2 protein-coding genes are annotated in these 18,556 nt (G+C 76.4%); both read right to left on the bottom strand.

The genetic code is table 11. The features are described from left to right. Nucleotides 1-54: 54 nt before the first annotated feature. On the bottom strand, nt 55-16,764 hold the full coding sequence (locus tag BN6_RS49005) for a type I polyketide synthase (protein WP_051075686.1): 16,710 nt from the start codon (nt 16,762-16,764) through the stop codon (nt 55-57). 57 nt (nt 16,765-16,821) lie between these two features. Then, on the bottom strand, nt 16,822-18,411 hold the full coding sequence (locus tag BN6_RS22870; RefSeq protein ID WP_015102116.1) for an aspartate aminotransferase family protein: 1,590 nt from the start codon (nt 18,409-18,411) through the stop codon (nt 16,822-16,824). Nucleotides 18,412-18,556: the final 145 nt, after the last annotated feature.

The raw sequence follows: 18,556 nt of genomic DNA, 5'->3' as shown, positions 1-18,556 counted from the left end.
TGCGTGCGATTTCCGGCCGCACCGCACCCCGTTTTCCGCATCGTTTCGCGGGGCTCAGTCCAGTTCGTCCACCAAGGCGAACAGGTCCTCGTCGGCCACGTCGTCCAGCTCGCGGCCGAACTGCTCCGCGAAGGACGGCGCGGCGGGCGCGACCCCGACCAGCTCCCGCAGCCGGGCGATCGCCGCCGCGTCCAGCCCACCGTCCCGGATCAGCGCCTCGACCTGGTCGAGCAGCGGTGCCGACCGCCGGGCCGCGACGATCCCGCGCAGGTTCTCGGCCAGTGCGACCGGTGTCGGGTGGTCGAACACCAGGGTGGCCGGCAGGCGTTCCCCGGTCAGCGCGGCCAGCCGGTTGCGCAGCTCGACCGCCGTCAACGAGTCGAAGCCCAGCTCGGTGAACGGCACGTCCGAGCCGATCGCCGAGACGCCGTCGTGCCCGAGCGCCGTGGCGGCCTCGCGGCGGACCAGGTCCAGCACGGCACCCGGCCGGTCCCACCGGACCTCGTCACCGGGTTCGGTGGGACCCGGCCGGTCGGCGACCACCGCGGCCCGCCGGGGACGCGGTGCGAGGTCGCGCAGCACCGCGGGCGGGTTCGGCGCGGCACCCAGCGCCGCCCGGTCGACCCCGGTCACGGCGAACACCGGGGTCCGCCCGCCGGCGACCGCCGAGTCGGCGCTCGCCGACGTGGCGAAGTCGAACGCGGCCAGCGCCTCGGCCACCGCGATCGGGCGCAGCCCCAGCGCGCGGATCCGCCGCCGGTCCGCCTCGGCCAGGCCGCCGCCCATCCCGGCCTCCCACAGCCCCCACGCCAGCGAGACGGTGGGCAGGCCGAGCGCGTGGCGGTGCTCGGCCAGGGCGTCCAGGAAGGTGTTGGCCGCCGCGTAGTTCGCCTGGCCGGCGGTGCCGAGCAGGCCGGCGACCGAGGAGTACAGGACCAGCGGCTTGTCGCCGGCCAGCTCGTGCAGGTGCCAGGCCGCGTCGACCTTCGGCCGGAGCACGGCGTCGACCTGGTCGGCGGCGAGCCCGTCGAGCGTGCCGTCGGCCAGCGTCCCGGCGGCGTGGACGAAGGCGACCGGGCGGTGCCGCGCGACGAGGTCGGCCAGCGCGGCGCGGTCGGTGACGTCGCACGCCGCCGCGACGACCTCGACGTCACCGAGGTGCTCCGGGGCGACCCCGCTCCGGCTGACCAGCAGCAGCGACCGCGCGCCGTGCCGGGTCACCAGGTGCCGGGCCAGTTCCCCGCCCAGCGCGCCGCTCGCGCCGGTGACCAGCACGGTGCCCGCGCTCCAGTCGACCCCGGGCCCCGACTCGGCGACGTGCCGCTGCCGCACCAGCCGCCGGACGAGCACCTGCCCGCCGTCGACCCGCACCTGCGGCTCGGCACCGCGGTCGACCCGCGCCAGCAGGTCCGCGACGGGCTCCCGGACGTCGGCCGCACCGTCCCACCCCGGGTGGTCCACCAGCACGACCCGGCCCGGGTGCTCGGTCGCGGCGCTGAGCACCAGGCCGCACACGCCGGCGTGCGCGAGGTCGGGGCCGACCACCACGGCGAGCCCGCGTCCGGTGTCGGCGGCCAGCCGCTCCCGCAGCACGCCGAGCACGTGGTGGACCGCGTCCCGGGCCCGCTGCGGCAGATCTCCCGCACCGGACGGGACCAGCACGACGTCGTCGCGAAGAACGACGAGCGCCGCCCCGGCACCCGGCGCGTCGGGCACCGGCTGCCAGACCGGGGCGTGGACGAGGTCCGAGCCGGTCAGCGGGCCGGTGAGCGGGCCGGTGAGCGGGCGCAGCGCCAGTTCGTCCACCTCGACCACGACGCGTCCCTGCTCGTCGGTCACCAGCAGGCGCACCGAATCCGCGCCCTCGGGGGTGATCCGGGCCCGCAGAACAGCCCCGCCGGGCCCGGCGTGCACGCGCACCCCGGACCAGGCGAACGGCAGCGCGGCCGGCCGGTCGTCCGCGACGCCGGGCAGCAGCGGGTGCAGGACCGCGTCCAGCAGCGCCGGGTGCACGGCGAACCCGGCGGTCGACCCGAGCGCCGGCGGTGCCTCGACCTCGGCGAACAGCTCGCCGTCGTGCCGCCACAGCGCCCGCAGGCCCCGGAGGGCGGGGCCGTACCGGTAGCCGTGCCCGGCGACCCGCTCGTACATGCCGGTGAGGTCCACCTCGGCCAGGTCGGTCGGCCACGGCTCGGCTTCCGGCACGGCCCGGCCGCCGGAGAACGTGCCGACGGCGTGCTCGGTCCACGGGCCGTCGTCGCCGGCCCGCGAGTGGATCGTGATGTCGGCACCGTCGACCACCACCTGGAGGGTGAGCGCGCCGACTTCCGGCACGACCACCGGTGCGGTGACGGTCAACTGCGCCACCGCGCCCAGCGACGCGGCCAGTTCGACCAGGGCGGCGCCGGGCACGACCGCGGCGTCCCCGATCCGGTGGTCGGCCAGCCACGGGTGCGTGGAGAGCGACAGCCGCCCGGTCGACACCGTGACACCGCCGCCGCCGGTGGCGAGGTCGACCGCCGCGCCCAGCAGCGGGTGCTCCGCGCCGCGCAGACCGGCACCGGCCACGTCGGCCCGCCCGGTCGGGCGCAGCCAGAACCGCTTGCGCTGGAAGGCGTAGGTGGGCGCGTCGACGGCCCGCGCGCCGGGGAACACCGCGCGCCAGTCGATCACGACGCCCCGGGTGAACAGCGCGCCGAGCGCCGCCACGACGGTCTCCGGCTCGGCCCGGCCCGCCCGGACCAGCGGCACGGCCACCGGGCCGCCCGGGTCGTCGGCCGGGAAGCCCGCCGCGACCATGCCGGTGAGCACCGCGTCCGGGCCGACCTCCAGGACCGTCCGCACGCCCTCGTCCGACGCGGCGCGCACCGCGTCGTGGAACCGCACGGTCGCCCGGACCTGGTCCACCCAGTACTCCGGGTCGGTCCAGCCCCCGGCGTGCCGCCCGGTGACCGTGGAGACCGCCGGGACGGTCGGGGCGCGGTAGACGAGTTCCCGGGCGACCGCCCGGAAGTCGGCCAGCATCGGCTCCATCGCCGGCGAGTGGAACGCGTGGCTGACGGTCAGCCGCTTGGTGCGCCGGCCGCCGAACTGCCGCGCCACGAAGGACACCACCGCCTCCTCGACGCCGGACAGCACGATCGAGGACGGCCCGTTGACGGCGGCGACCGCCACCCCGGCGGGCAGGTCCACCCCGTCGAGCCCACCCGGCGACGCCTCGACGGCGACCATCGCGCCGCCGCGCGGCAGCGCCTGCATGAGCCGGCCCCGGGCGGCGACCAGCTTGGCCGCGTCCGGCAGGGCGAGCACCCCGGCCGCGTGCGCGGCGGCCAGTTCGCCGACCGAGTGGCCCAGCACCAGGTCCGGCCGGATGCCCCAGGACTCGACCAGCCGGAACAGCGCCACCTCGACGGCGAACAGCGCGGGCTGCGCCGTGCCGGTCTCGGCCAGTCCCTCCCCGGAGGCGATCGCGTCCCGCACCCGAGTGCGCAGCGGGGCGTCGAAGTGCGCGAGGACCGCGTCGAACGCCTCGGCGAACACCGGGTGCGCGGCGGCCAGTTCGAGTCCCATGCCGATCCGTTGCGTGCCCTGCCCGGTGAACGCGAACGCCAGCCGACCGCCCGCCGCCCGCACCGGGACCGCGTCGCGCAGGGCCCTCGGTTCGGTCGCGGCGATCCGGTAGGGCATCGCGGACCGGGTGGCCAAGGTGTACAGGGCGTCCGGAGTGGACAGTGCCGCGACCCGATCGACCTGGTCCGCCAAGGCTTGTGGGCTGCGGGCGGACAGCACCCACAGCGCGGGTCCGGTCGCAGGCGCGGCGACCGGGTCCGGCTCGGCCTCCTCGACGACCACGTGCGCGTTGGTGCCGCCGAACCCGAAGGAGGACACCGCGGCCCGGCGGGGGCGGTCCCCGCGCGGCCACTCCCGTGCGGCGGTCAGCAGTTCGACCTGGCCCGCCGACCAGTCGACGTGCCGGGAGGGGGTGCCCACGTGCAGGGTCGCCGGGGCGATCCCGTGCCGCATGGCCTGCACCACCTTGATGATCCCGCCGACGCCCGCCGCCGCCTGGGTGTGCCCGAGGTTGGACTTCAGCGACCCCAGCAGCACCGGGTTGGCCCGGTCCCGCCCGTAGGTGGCGAACAGCGCCCGCGCCTCGATCGGGTCGCCGAGCGTGGTGCCGGTGCCGTGCGCCTCGACCAGGTCGACCTCGGCCGGGCGCAGGTCGGCGGCGTCCAGCGCGGCCCGGATCACCCGTTCCTGGGCGGGTCCGTTCGGTGCGGTCAGGCCGTTGGACGCGCCGTCGGAGTTGACCGCCGAGCCGCGCAGCACGGCCAGCACCCGGTGCCCGTCGCGCCGCGCGTCGGACAGCTTCGCCAGCAGCAGCATGCCCGCGCCCTCGGACCAGCCGGTGCCGTCGGCGTCGTCGGAGAACGACTTGCACCGGCCGTCCGGGGCCAGCCCGCGCAGCCGGGAGAACTCCACGAACGGCGTCGGCGTGGACATCACCGTCGCGCCGCCGGCCACCGCGAGGTCGCACTCGCCGCGCCGCAGCGCGCTCGCGGCCAGGTGCACCGCGACCAGCGACGACGAGCACGCGGTGTCCACGGTGAGGGTCGGCCCCTCGAACCCGAAGGTGTAGGCCAGCCGGCCGGAGGCGATGCTGCCCGCGCTGCCGCTGTAGAGGTAGCCCTGCACGCCGTCCGGCGGCAGGTCCGGCCGGGACCCGTAGTCGCTGTACATGACCCCGACGAACACGCCGGTCCGGCTGCCGCGCAGCGCCTGCGGGTCCAGGCCCGCGTGCTCCACGGCCTCCCAGGTGGTTTCCAGCAGGTGCCGCTGCTGCGGGTCCACTGCGAGCGCCTCGCGCGGTGACAGGCCGAAGAACTCCGCGTCGAACAGGTCGGCGTCGTGCAGGAACCCGCCCCGGTCGGTGGTGGAGGTGCCGGGGTGGTCCGGGTCCGGGTGGTGCAGGTCGGCCGGCCACCCCCGGTTCACCGGGAACCCCGAGGTGGCGTCCCGGCCTTCGGCGACCAGCCGCCAGAGGTCGTCGGGCGAGGCGACGCCGCCGGGGTAGCGGCAGGCCATCCCGACGATCGCGATCGGCTCGTCGTGGCCGGTCGCGGCGACCGGCCGGACGGCGTCGGCACGGGGTTCGGCGGCCACCACGAGACCGCGCAGGTGCTCGGCCAGCGCGGCCGGGGTGGGGTGGTCGAACACGACGGTCGGCGAGAGCCGCCGGCCGAGCGCGGTCCCGAGCTGGTTGCGCAGCTCGACGGCGGTCAGCGAGTCGAAGCCGAGTTCGCTGAACGATCGGTGCTCCTCGACCTCGCTCGCCTCGGCGTGCCCCAGGACCGCGGCGACCTGCTCGCGGACGAGCGTCGGGAAGTCCTCGGTGTCGACCACCGGGGACGCCTCCTCGGGCACGTCGACGCGGGCCGCGCCCGTCGCCGGCCCGGCCAGGTCGCGCAGCAGCGCGGGGAGGTCGGACCGGCCCCGGAGCGCGGCCCGGTCGAACCGGGTCAGGGCGAGCACGGCGGGACCCGCGTCGACGGCGGCGTCGAACAGGTCGAGCGCCTCGGCGGTCTCCAGCGGGCGCAGGCCCGAGCGGGCCAGCCGCTGGAGGTCCGCGTCGGTCAGCTGCCCGGAGATGCCGCTGGACCGCGCCCACAGGCCCCACGCCAGCGACACCGCCGGCAGGCCGAGCGCACGGCGGTGCTCGGCGAGCGCGTCCAGGAACGTGTTGGCCGCCGCGTAGTTCGCCTGCCCGGCGGTGCCGAGCAGCCCGGCGACCGAGGAGTAGAGGACCAGCGGCCTGTCGCCGGCCAGTTCGTGCAGGTGCCAGGCCGCGTCCACCTTCGGGCGCAGCACCGCGTCGAGCCGGTCGTCGGTCAGACCGGTCAGCGTGGCATCGGCGACCACTCCCGCCGTGTGCACCACCGCGGCCGGTTCGTGGTCGGCGAAGACCCGTTCCAGGGCCTGCCGGTCGGTCACGTCGGCGGCCACCAGGCTCACCGCCGCACCGAGCGCGACGAGGTCGTCCCGCAGTTCGGCCGCACCGGGCGCGGCCGCACCGCGCCGGCTGACCAGCACCAGGCTCCGCACCCCGTGCCGGACCACCAGGTGCCGGGCCAGCACCGCGCCGAGGGTGCCGGTCGCCCCGGTGACCAGCACCGGGCCGGCGGACCAGGCGACCGGGGGAGTGCCGGCCGGGCCACCGGCCGGGCGGGTCAGCCGGGGCACCAGGACCCGGCCGCCCCGGATCGCCACCTCCGGCTCGGCGGTCCGCAGCACGGCGGCCAGCCGGTCCTCGGTCACCGACCCGTCGGCCTCGACCAGCACGAACCGGCCGGGGTTCTCCGCCTGGGCGCTGCGGACCAGGCCGCGCACGGCGGCGTGCGCCAGGTCCGGGCCGATCACGAACGCGTGCCGGCTGCCGTCGTCCCCGGCCAGCGCCTCCCGGAGTTCGCCGAGCACCTGCCGCACCGCGGCCTTGGCCGCCGCCGGGACGTCCGGCCCGGCCGGGACCGGCACCCGGTGTGGCACAACGGGCAGGGCGGGCACAGCGGGTTCGGCGGACCCGGCGGGCTCGCCGGCCTCCCGCCAGCGCACGGTGTGCGTCCCGGTGGGTGAAGAGCTCCCGCCGACGGGCAGCAGGACCAGCTCGTCCACGGTCAGCACCGCGTGCCCGTTCTGGTCGAAGACGGCCAGGGCGGCGGTGTTCCCGCTGACCGTGACCCGCGCGTTCACCGCCGTCGCGCCGGTCGAGTGCCGGGTCACCCCGGCCCAGGAGAACGGCAGCACCGGCACCGCGCCGGCGTCGACCACGCCGGGCAGCAGCACGTGCAGCACGGCGTCGAGCAGGGCCGGGTGCACGCCGTACCGGCCCGCCTCGCCGCGGTACCGGGCCGGCAGTTCCACCTCGACGAACCGGTCGTCACCGTCGTGGTGCACGGTCTGGAGGTTCCGGAACGCCGGGCCGTAGTGGTAGCCGTGCTCCCGCAACCGCTCGTACACCCCGGCCAGGTCGACCTCGGTCCCGGCCGGTCCCGGCTCGGCCGGCGGAGCCTGCCGCTCGGCGACCAGCAGCCCGTGGGCGTGCCGGGTCCACTCGCCGGTCCCGCCCGCCGGCCGCGCGTGGACGACCACCGCGCGGCCGCCGCCCGGGTCGGCGGCCTCCACCCGGACCTGGAGCGACGTGGCCCCGTCGTCGGGCAGCACCACCGGCGCGGTCACGGTCAGCTCGGCCACCGCCGGACAGCCCACCAGGGCCCCGGCGTGCAGCACCAGGTCCAGCAGCGCCGTGCCGGGGACGACCGCCGCACCGCGGATCCGGTGGTCGCCCAGCCACCCGGCGGCACCGACTTCGCCGCTCAGCACGGTCCCGCCGTCGACCAGGTCCACCGCCGTGCCCAGCAGCGGGTGCGCCGAGGACGGCGCCTCCAGCCAGTACCGGCGGTGCTGGAACGGGTAGCGCGGCAACGGCACCAGCCCGGTCGCCGGGAACGCCGCCGACCAGTCGACCGGCACGCCCCGCACGTGCAGCGCGCCGAACGCGGCGAACACCGCCTCGACGTCACCGCGGCCCGACCGCAGCAACGGGACCGAGACGCCCACCCCCTCGTCGTCGGCGATCGCCTGGGAGGCCAGCGCCGACAGCACCGCGTCCGGGCCCAGTTCGACGAAGTCGGTGACCCCGGCACCGCGCAGCGCCCGCACGCCGTCGAAGAACCGGACGGCCTCGCGGACGTGGGACACCCAGTAGTCCGGCGAGGTGAGCAGGCCGGCGGAAGCGATCTCGCCGGTCACGTTCGACACGACCGGGATCTGCGGCTCGTGGAAGGTGACGGTGTCCAGCGCGGCCCGCAAGCCCGCCAGCACCTCGTCCAGGTGCGGCGAGTGGAAGGCGTGGCTGACCGCGAGCCGGCGGGTCCGCCGGCCCTGGCCCGACCACCGCTCGACCATCGCGGTGACGGCGGCGTGGTCACCGGACACCACGACCGCGCGCGGGCCGTTCACCCCGGCGATCGTCGCCCCGGCCGGCAGCGAGTCGAGCACCTCGCGCTCGGTCGCCTCCAGCGCGGCCATCGTCCCGTCGTCCCGGGCCGACTGCATCGCGGCACCGCGCGCGGCGACCAGCCGGCAGGCGTCGGCCAGGTCGAACACCCCGGCCACGTGCGCCGCGACCACCTCGCCGACCGAGTGCCCGAGCAGGTAGTCCGGGGTGACGCCGTAGTGCCCGGCGAACCGGTGCAGCGCCACCTCGACCGCGAACAGCGCCGCCTGGGTGAACGCGGTCTGGTCGAGCAGGGCCGAGTCCGCGCTGTCCGGCTCCGCGAACAGGACCGTGCGCAGCGGCCGGTCGAGCACCGGGTCCAGGTGCGCGCACACCTCGTCGAGCGCGGCCCGGTAGACCGGCGACCGCTCGTAGAGCTCGCGCCCCATCCCGGTGCGCTGCGCGCCCTGCCCGGTGAACAGGAACGCCGTCGCGCCGCGCCCCGGCCCGCCGCCCTGGACCACGCCCGGACCTGGTGCCCCGGCCGCGACGGCGTCGAGGCCGCGCAGCAGGGCGTCCCGGTCCGCGCCGAGCACGACGGCCCGCTGGTCCAGCCGGGCGCGCCGGGTCGCCAGGGTCGCGGCGACGTCGACCAGGTCGAGGTCCGGGTGCTCGTCCAGGTGGGTCCGCAGGTGCGCGGCCCGCGCGCGCAGGGCCTGCTCGGTGCGGGCCGAGAGCACCAGCGGCAGCACCGGCGGGCCCGCCTCCGGCCGGTCGCCGGGAACCGACAGCTCGGCCGCCGTCCGGGTCGGACCGGCGGTGTCCCCGGCCTGTTCGAGGATCACGTGGGCGTTGGTGCCGCTGATCCCGAACGCCGACACCGCCGCCCGGCGCGGCCGGCCCCGGTCGGGCCAGTCCCGCTGCTCGGCGAGCGGCTCGACCGCGCCCGCGGACCAGTCCACGTGCGGCGACGGCTCGCCGAGGTGCAGCGTGCGCGGCTGGACGCCGTGCCGCAGCGCCTGCACCACCTTGATCACCCCGCCGACCCCGGCGGCGGCCTGGGCGTGCCCGAGGTTGGACTTCAGCGACCCCAGCCGGACCGGCTCGGCCCGGTCCTGGCCGTAGGTGGCCAGCAGCGCTTGGGCCTCGATCGGGTCGCCCAGCCGGGTGCCGGTGCCGTGCGCCTCGACCAGGTCGACGTCCGCGCCGGTCAGCCCGGCGGCGGCCAGCGCCGCGCGGATCACCCGCTCCTGGGCGGGCCCGTTCGGCGCGGTCAGGCCGTTGGAGGCCCCGTCGGAGTTGACCGCCGAGCCGCGCAGCACGGCCAGCACCCGGTGCCCGTCGCGACGGGCGTCGGAGAGGCGTTCGACCAGCAGCAGACCGACGCCCTCGGACCAGCCGGTGCCGTCGGCGTCGGCGGAGAACGACTTGCACCGGCCGTCCGCCGACAGCCCGTTCTGCCGGGAGAACTCGACGAACGTGCTCGGCCCGGCCATCACCGTGACGCCGCCCGCCAGCGCCAGGTCGACCTCGCCCGAGCGCAGCGCGTTCGCGGCCAGGTGCAGCGCGACCAGCGACGACGAGCACGCCGTGTCGACCGTGATCGCCGGCCCCTCCAGGCCGTAGGTGTAGGCCAGCCGGCCGGAGACCACGCTGGAGGTGTTGCCCGCCAGCAGGAAGCCCTCGACCTCCCGGGGCGTGCCGGGCAGCCGGGAGGCGTAGTCGTCGTACATCACGCCGGTGAACACGCCGGTCCGGCTCCCGCGCAGGACGGCCGGGTCGATCCCGGCGTCCTCGAAGGTCTCCCACGCCGTTTCCAGCAGCAGCCGCTGCTGCGGGTCGGTGGCCAGGGCCTCGCGCGGCGACATGTCGAAGAACGCCGCGTCGAACAGGTCCGCGTCGTGCAGGAACCCGCCGTGCCGGGTGTGGCTGGTGCCGGCGCGGTCCGGGTCGGGGTGGTGCAGCCCGTCGAGGTCCCAGCCCCGGTTGGTCGGGAACTCCGAGATCGCGTCCCGGCCGTCGAGCACCAGCCGCCACAGGTCGTCGGCCGAGCGCACCCCGCCGGGGAACCGGCAGGCCATGCCGACGATCGCGATCGGCTCGTCGGTCCGGGCCCGCACCGCGCGGGTCGCGCCACCGGGCGGTGCCGCGCCCTCGGCGAGGAACGCGGCCAGCGCCAGCGGCGTCGGGTGGTCGAAGACGAGGGTGGCCGGGAGCTGCCGGCCGGTGGCCGCGATCAGCCGGTTGCGCAGGTCGACCCCGGCCAGCGAGTCGAACCCCTGTTCCCGGAACGCCTTGGCCGGGTCGACCGCGTTCGGGTCGCCCAGCCCGAGGACGGCGGCCGCCGTCGCCCGGACCAGCTCGACGGCCCGCTTCCCGGTGAGCGCCGGCCCGGTAAGCGCGGTCCCGGCGGGTTCGGCGGCGGCGGGTGCTCGCCGCCGTCGGACCAGATCGGCCAGCAGCGCCGGCACGGGGTCGGCGAGCCGGGCCGGGTGCAGGATCGCGGGCACCGGCAGCGCCACGTCCCCGGACACCGCGCGGTCGAACAGGGCGAGCCCCTGCGCGGCGGTCAGCGGCGTCACCCCGGACCGGGTCCACCGGCCGAGGTCGGCCTCGCCGAGCCCCTGCCCCATGCCCTCCTGCCACAGGCCCCAGGCCAGCGACGTGCCGGGCAGCCCGGCGGCCCGGCGGTGCGCGGCCAGCGCGTCGAGGTAGCTGTTGGCGGCGGCGTAGTTGGCCTGGCCGGGCGTGCCGAGCAGGCCGGAGATCGAGGAGAACAGCACGAACGCGTCGAGCCTGCGGTCCGCGGTCAGCTCGTGCAGGTGCCGCGCGGCGTCCGCCTTGACCGCCATGACCGCGCCGATCCGCTCCTCGGTCAACGCCGAGATCGTGGCGTCGGCCAGCAGCCCGGCGGTGTGGATCACGGCGGTGAGCGGCTCGTCGGCGAGCAGACCGGCCAGCGCCGCCCGGTCGGTCACGTCGAGGGCGACCACCCGCGCGCCGGGCAGCTCCGCCGCCAGCCCGGCCGCACCGGGCGCGTCCGGGCCACGCCTGCTGACCAGCAGCAGGTTGCGCAGGCCGTGCCGGTGGTGCAGGTGCCGGGCGACCAGCGCGCCCAACCCGCCGGTCCCGCCGGTGATCAGGACCGTGCCGTCGGGGTCCCAGCCGAGTCCGGGCCCGGTCGTGCCGCGCGCGGCGGCCTTGGCCAGCCGGGGGACCAGCAGGACGCCGTCGCGCACGGCGACCTGCGGCTCCCCGGTCCGCACCGCCGCCACCACCGCGTCCTCCGGTGCGTCGGCGTCGGGGTCGGTGTCGGGGTCGGTGTCGGTGTCGGTGTCCACCACGACCAGCCGGTCCGGGTGCTCGCTCTGCGCGGTGCGCACCAGCCCCCACACCGCGGCGGCGGCCAGGTCGGTGACGGGCTGCCCGGGTTCGACGGCCACCGCGCCGCGCGTGCGCAGCACCAGCCGTTCGGCCGGGTCGCGCTCGGTGGCCACCCACTCCCGGATCGCCCGCAGGTACCGGGCGACGGCGGCCGTCGGGTCGTCGGTCGGGACGACGTCGACCACGGTCGGGACCAGGCCGGCGGTGCCGCCGGCCACGGGCTGCCAGCCCAGTTCGTACAGCGGGACGGTCGCGGAACCCGCCGACACCCGGAAGGCCAGCCCGTCGACCACGGCGACCGGTGCGCCCGTCGCGTCGGCGAGCAGCAGTTCGTAGCCGTCGCCGCCGGTCGGGGTGATCCGGGCCCGCACCACCGCCCCGCCGACGACCCCGCCGTGCACCCGCACCCCGCTCCACGCGAACGGCAGGCGCAGCCCCTCGCCGCCGTCGACCAGACCCAGCACGATCGGGTGCAGCACCGCGTCCACGAGGGCCGGGTGGAGCAGGAAACCGGGGTCCGCGCCGAGGTGCTCGTCGGGCAGCCGGGCTTCGACGTAGACGGTGTCGCCGTCCCGGTACACCTCCCGCAACCCCTGGAACAGGCCGGTGTAGGCGTACCCACGCCCGGCCAGCAGCTCGTAGGCGTCCTCGACCGGCACCGGGTCGCCGGCGGGCGGCCAGTCCAGCCGGTCGGCCGGGTCGACCGGCGCGCCTTCGGCCAGCAGCCCGGACGCGTGCCGGGTCCACTCCCGGTCCCCCGCCGGCCGCGAGTGGATCGCCACCCGCCGGTCCCGCACGGTGACCTGGACCTCGACCGCGCCCGAACCGGGCAGCCCGAGCGGGCTCTCCAACGTCAGGTCGGCCACCTCGGGCAGCCCGACCCGCTCGCCCGCGAACAGCGCCAGGTCCAGCAAGGCCGTGCCGGGCAGCAGGGCGGCGCCGGCCACCACGTGCCCGGCCAGCCACGGGAAGTCGGGCAGCGACAGCGCGCCCGCCAGCACCACCTCGTCCCGGTCGACCAGCTCCACCACCGAGTCCAGCAGCGGGTGGCCGGACGTGCCGCGCGCCGGGCGCGGCGGCAGCCAGTACCGGTCCCGGCGGAACGGGTGCGTGGGCTCCTCGCCGCGCACCCGGGCCAGGCCCGCGGCGAAGACCGCCGGCTCCGACCCGGCCGAGCGGCCCAGCGGCACGACCCGGGTGACCCCGGCCGACCTGATCAGCGGGGTCAGCGCGGCCGACGGGCCGATCTCGGCGAACACCACCACGCCGGCGTCGCGCAACGCCGTGACGGCGTCGTGGAACCGCACGGTGCCGCGGATCTGGGCCACCCAGTGCTCGGCGTACCCGCTCACGTCGGCCGGCAGCGCCCGCCCGGTCACCGTGGACACCACCGGGATCCGCGGCGGCCGGTGGTCGACCGACCCGGCCACCGCCCGGAACTCGTCGAGCACGTCGTCCATGTGCGGGGAGTGGAAGGCGTGGCTGACGGTGAGCCGGGTGACCCGCCGCCCGCGCTCCCGCCACCCGGCGGCCACCGCCTCGGCGGCGTCGGCGTCCCCGGCGAGCACGACCGACACCGGGCCGTTCACCGCGGCCACCACGACCCCGTCGACCAGCGTGCCGACCACCTCGGCCGCGGTGGCCTCCACCGCGATCATCGCCCCGCCGGACCGGGCCCGCTGCATCAGCCGGCCGCGCGCGGCGACCAGCTTCGCCGCGTCCGGCAACGAGAACACCCCGGCCACGTGGGCGGCGGCCAGTTCGCCGACGGAGTGCCCGGCGAGCAGGTCGGGGACGAGGCCGTGCGCGGCGGCCAGCGCCGCCAACGCCACCTCGAACGCGAACAGCGCCGGCTGCGTGAAAGCGGTCCGGTTCAGCTCGTCGGCGGCTCCGACGTCGAACATCACGTCCCTGAGCGGCCGGTCCAGGTACGGGTCGAACTCGGCGCAGACCTCGTCCAGGGCGCGCGCGAACACCGGGAACTCCGCGTACAGCTCGCGGCCCATCCCGGCCCGCTGCGCGCCCTGACCGGTGAACACCAGCGCGGTCGGCGACTTCTCGCCCTGCTCCAGCACGACGTGGGCGTTCGTGCCGCTGATCCCGAACGCGGACACCGCGCCGCGCAACGGCCGCTCCGACCGCCACTCCCGCGCGCCGGTCAGCACCTCGACCCGGCCGGACGCCCAGTCCACCCGGGGGGTGGGGACGTCGGCGTGCAAAGTGCGCGGCAGCACCCGGTGCCGCATCGCCTGCACGACCTTGATCACGCCCGCGACCCCGGCCGCCGCCTGGGCGTGGCCGATGTTCGACTTCAGCGAACCCAGGTACAGCGGGACGTCGCGGTCCTGCCCGTAGGTGGCCAGCACCGCGTCGGCCTCGATCGGGTCGCCCAGCGAGGTGCCGGTGCCGTGCGCCTCCAGCAGGTCGACCTCGGAGCCGGCCAGGTCGGCGTCGGCCAGCGCGGCGGTGATCAGCCGCTGCTGGGACCGGCCGCTGGGCGCGGTCAGGCCGTTGGACGCGCCGTCGGAGTTGATCGCGCTGCCCCGGATCACGGCGAGCACCGGACGCCCGGCCCGCCGGGCGTCGGCCAGCCGCTCCAGCACCAGCACGCCCGCGCCCTCGGCCCAGCCGGTGCCGTCGGCGTCGGCCGAGAACGGCTTGCACCGCCCGTCCCCGGCCAGGCCGTGCTGCCGGGAGAACTCCTCGAACATGCCCGGCGTGGCCATCACCGTCACGCCGCCCGCCAGCGCCGCGGACGCCTCGCCGGCGCGCAGCGCCCGGACCGCCAGGTGCAGGGCGACCAGCGACGACGAGCACGCCGTGTCGACGGTGAGGGTCGGGCCGACGAACCCGAACTGGTAGGCGATCCGGCCGGAGAGCACGCTGGTCGTCGTGCCGGTCAGCACGTAGCCCTTGGTGTCGTCGCCGGCCTCGTGCATCCGCGGGCCGTAGTCGGCCGCGGTGCCGCCGACGAACACGCCGGTCCGGCTGCCGCGCCACGACCTCGGGTCGATCCCGGCCCGTTCCAGCGCCTCCTGCGAGGTTTGCAGCAGGACCCGCTGCTGCGGGTCCATGGCCAGCGCCTCGCGGGGCGAGATCCCGAAGAACGCCGCGTCGAACTCGGCCGCGGTGTCGAGGAACCCGCCGACCCGGGAGTACCCCTCGCCCGGCTGCCAGCCCCGATCGGTCGGGAACGGGCCGACCACGTCCCGCTCCTCGGCCACCACCCGCCACAGGTCTTCCGGGGACTCGATCCCGCCCGGGAACCGGCACGCCATGCCGACGATCGCGATCGCGTCCTCGTCCCGGTCGCGCGCGCCGGCCGACCGGGGGAGCGGGCGGGGCGCGTGCCGGCCCGGCTCGATCCCGACCTCGGCGAAGTGGGCGATCAGGTCGCGGGGCGTCGGGTGGTCGAACAGCAGTCCGCTCGCCAACGACCGCCCGGTGGCGGCGGCCAGGTCCTCGATCAGCTCGACGGTCATCAGCGACGAGAAACCGAGGTCGCGGAACGTGCTGTCCAGGTCCACCGCGTCCGGGTCGCCCGCCCCGAGCGCCGCCGCCACCTGCGCCGTGACCAGGCCGGCCGGGTCGGACGTGCCGGAGTCGGATATGCCGGGACCGGCGGAGTTGGACATGCCGGGACCGGCGGCTGGCGCACGGTGTTCGCCGGTCCAGAACCGCTCCCGCTGGAACGGGTAGCCGGGCAGCCGGACCCGCGTGGCGCGGACCCCCGCGTACGCCGCCGCCCAGTCGACGTCCTCGCCCCGGACGAAGTCGGCCGCCAGCGCGGTCAGCGCGTCGCCGGCGTGGTCGCCGTCGGACACGACGTTCGGCGCGGTCGTGCCGTTGGCCACCGCGTCGAGGCCGGCGCGGAGCTGTTCGGCGGTCGCGGCCAGGACGACGGCCCGGTGCCGCAACGCCGTCCTGGTCGTCGCCAGCGAGAACCCGAGGTCGTGCGGCGTGCCGGCGGTGTCGCGCAGCAGGGCGGCGTGCGCCCGCAGCCCGGCGGGCGTCTTCCCGGTCACGGGCACCGGGACCAGCCGGGTCTCCGGCTCACCGGCCGGGAGGTCCGCGGCGCGGGCGGGCGGTTCGGCCAGGACCACGTGCGCGTTCGTGCCGCCCATGCCGAACGAGGAGACCCCGGCGACCAGCGGCCGGTCCGGGTGCGGCCAGTCGGCCAGGTCGGTGGTGACCCGCAGCCCCAGCTCGGCCAGCGGGATGTCCGGGTGGGCGGTGGCGAAGTCCAGGCCGGCGGGCAGCCGGCGGTGCCGGATGCCGAGCACGGCCTTGAGCAGGCCGGCGATCCCGGCGGCCCCTTCGAGGTGGGCGATGTTGGTCTTCACCGACCCGACCGGCAGCGGGTCGGCCCCGCCCGCCCGGCCGGCGAACACCGCGCCCAGGGCGGCGGCCTCGACCGGGTCGCCGACCGGAGTCCCGGTGCCGTGCAGCTCCACGTACTGCACCTGCTCCGGGGTGAGGCCGGCGCGCCGCAACGCGGCCCGCACCACCCGTTCCTGGGCTTGCGGGTTCGGCACGGTCAGGCCCCGGGTGGCCCCGTCGTTGTTGACCGCGCTGCCCCGGACGACCGCGTAGACGTCGTCCCCGTCGGCCAGGGCGGCGGACAGCGGCTTGAGCACGACGACCGCCGCCCCCTCGCCGCGGACGTAGCCGTTGGCCCTGGCGTCGAACACGTAGCTGTGCCCGTCCGGCGACAGCCCGCCGAAGCGCTGCGCGCCGAGTGCGCCCTCCGGCAGCAGGTTGAGGTTCACGCCGGCCGCGATCGCCACCGGCGACTCGCCCGACCGGACGCTCTGCGCGGCCAGGTGCACCGCGACCAGCGACGACGACTGCGCGGTGTCCACCACGACGCTCGGCCCGCGCAGGTCCAGGGCGTAGGAGACCCGGTTGGCGATGATCGCCCGGTGCGTGCCGGTGTTGGTGTGCTGGGTGATCGCGCCGTCGCCGCCGCTGAGCACGAGTCCGGCGTAGTCGTCGCGCAACGAGCCGACGAACACCGACGCGGTGCTGCCGGCCAGGTCGGCGGGGACGATCCCGGCGTCCTCCAACGCCGCCCAGGCCAGTTCCAGCACCAACCGCTGCTGGGGGTCCATCGCCGCGGCCTCGCGTGCCGAGATCCCGAAGAACCCGGCGTCGAAGTCGCCGACCGCGTCCAGGAACGCGCCGAACCGGGTGCCGCCGGCCGGCCGGAGCGGGCCGGAGATCCCGTCCCGCCGGTCGGCCGGGACCTCGGTCACCGCGCTGCGACCGCTGCTCAGCAGGTCCCAGAACGCCGCGGGCCCGGTCGCCCCGGGCAGCCGGCAGGACACCCCGACGATCGCCACCTGCTCGTCGCGGCCGCCTTCGCCACCGTCGTGCCATGTCGTCATCTCAGTAGCTCTTTCCCTCAGGGGTCCAGCCGGTCGCGAAGCGGAGCGCGGTCGGTTCTAGGCCGCGGGCAGCAGCGCGGCCCCGTCGTGCTCCCGCAGCACGACGAGCAGACCGCGCAGCCCTTTTTCCAGCAGGGCGATGTCGTCGTCGGTCACGTACACCGACGGTTCGATCCGCAGGGTGTTCGTGGCACTGGCGGTCGGCAGCACCCGAATGGCGTGCACGCGCAGCAGGTAACCGGACAGCAGGTAGCCGAGCAGGCCCGCGCGGGACTGCTCGGCGATGATCCCGGACGGCGAATCGGACCGGTCGCGGAATTCCAGGCCGATCATCAGGCCCGCGCCGCGGACGTCCTCGACCACCGTGCCGAATTCGTCCTGAAGGGTCCGCAGCATCGCCGTCAGGCGCTCGCCGCGTTCCGCCGCCAACCGGTACAAAGCGCCGTCGTCGGCTTCCAGCAGGTCGACCACCCGGCCGGCGATCAACGTGGAGAAAGCGTCCTTGGCGAACGTCGAACTGTGCGCCAGTTCGAATTCCCGGTGGTAGCGGGAATCGCGGATCAGGGTCAGCGCGGCCTTGGCGAGCCCGCCGCCCAGGCTCTTGGCCAGCGTGTAGTAGTCGCCTCGCAGGCCCAGGTGCGAACTGGCGAAGAACGCGCCGGTGCGGCCCATGCCGCTCTGCACCTCGTCGACGATGATCGGGCAGTCGACCGCCGCGCACACCCGCTGGATCCGCTGCGCGGTCTCCCGGTCGAACGGCCTGATCCCGGCCTCGCCCTGCACCGGTTCTAGGATGAACGCGGCGATCACCGGCAGGTCGCGCTCCACGACCCGGACCCCGCCGGCCGCCACGACCAGGTCGAACAGCGTCGTGCGGGCCGACTCGACGGCCTTGGCCAGCGCCTCCGGCTCGTGCACCGGCACGAACCGGCACTGCGCGGCCATCGACCGGAACGGCTCCCGGAACCCGGCGTTGTGGGTGAGCTGCACGCTGCCGACCAGCTTGCCGTGGAACGAACCCTCCGGGGCCAGGAAGATCGGCGCGGCCGTCGCGCGCTCGCCGTTGACCCGGACGATCGCGGCGACCACCGCCTCCGGCGCGGCACCGGGGGACACCCCGGCGGCCACGCCCAGGCGGTGGTACGCCTCGTCCACCGCGACCACCGCGCCCCGGTCGATCGCGGCGCGGGCCGCCTCGACGCCGCGCCCGATCTCGGCGGTGAGCGCGGTCAGCTTCGCCACCCGGTCGAACTCGGCGTGCTTCATCGCGATCTCGACGGCCTCCGCGCCGCTGTTGGCGAAGAGCGCGGAGTACGCCTCGGTGGTGCCGAACTCGCGGTGCAGGATGGTGTTGAGCCTGCCCGCGAGGTCGTTGGCGTACGGGTGCCGGGAGAACTGCGCGTGCACCGGGACGCCTTGGTCGAGCAGTTGTTTCGCGTACCGGACGATCTCCGGGTGGTTGTGCCCGACGATGGTCGAGCCGTATCCGCCGACCAGGTCGAGCACCGCGACCTCGGCCCCCGCCGCGTCCCGGTAGAACAGCGCGTCCCGCTCCGCCCGGGAATAGTGGACGCCCAGTCCGAGTGATTCCAGCAGCCCGCCGAGATACCCTTCGGCGAGTTCGCGACCGTCGTTCCCGGAACTCATTCTATTCGGTTCCCCACCGTCGATGATGCACCTGTCCGGACCCTACCGACGGCCTCTGGCGGGCCTGTAATCCGGCGCTCACCAGCGCATCAGCCCGCACTCACCGGAAGGCCCCGGGCCGGTCGAGACCGGGTGATTACCGGAT

It is taken from the genome of Saccharothrix espanaensis DSM 44229, assembly GCF_000328705.1.
GTDB classification, from domain to species: domain Bacteria; phylum Actinomycetota; class Actinomycetes; order Mycobacteriales; family Pseudonocardiaceae; genus Actinosynnema; species Actinosynnema espanaense.
The sequence above is the reverse complement of the archived record's forward strand: the minus strand, read 5'-3'. Positions and strand labels throughout refer to the sequence as shown.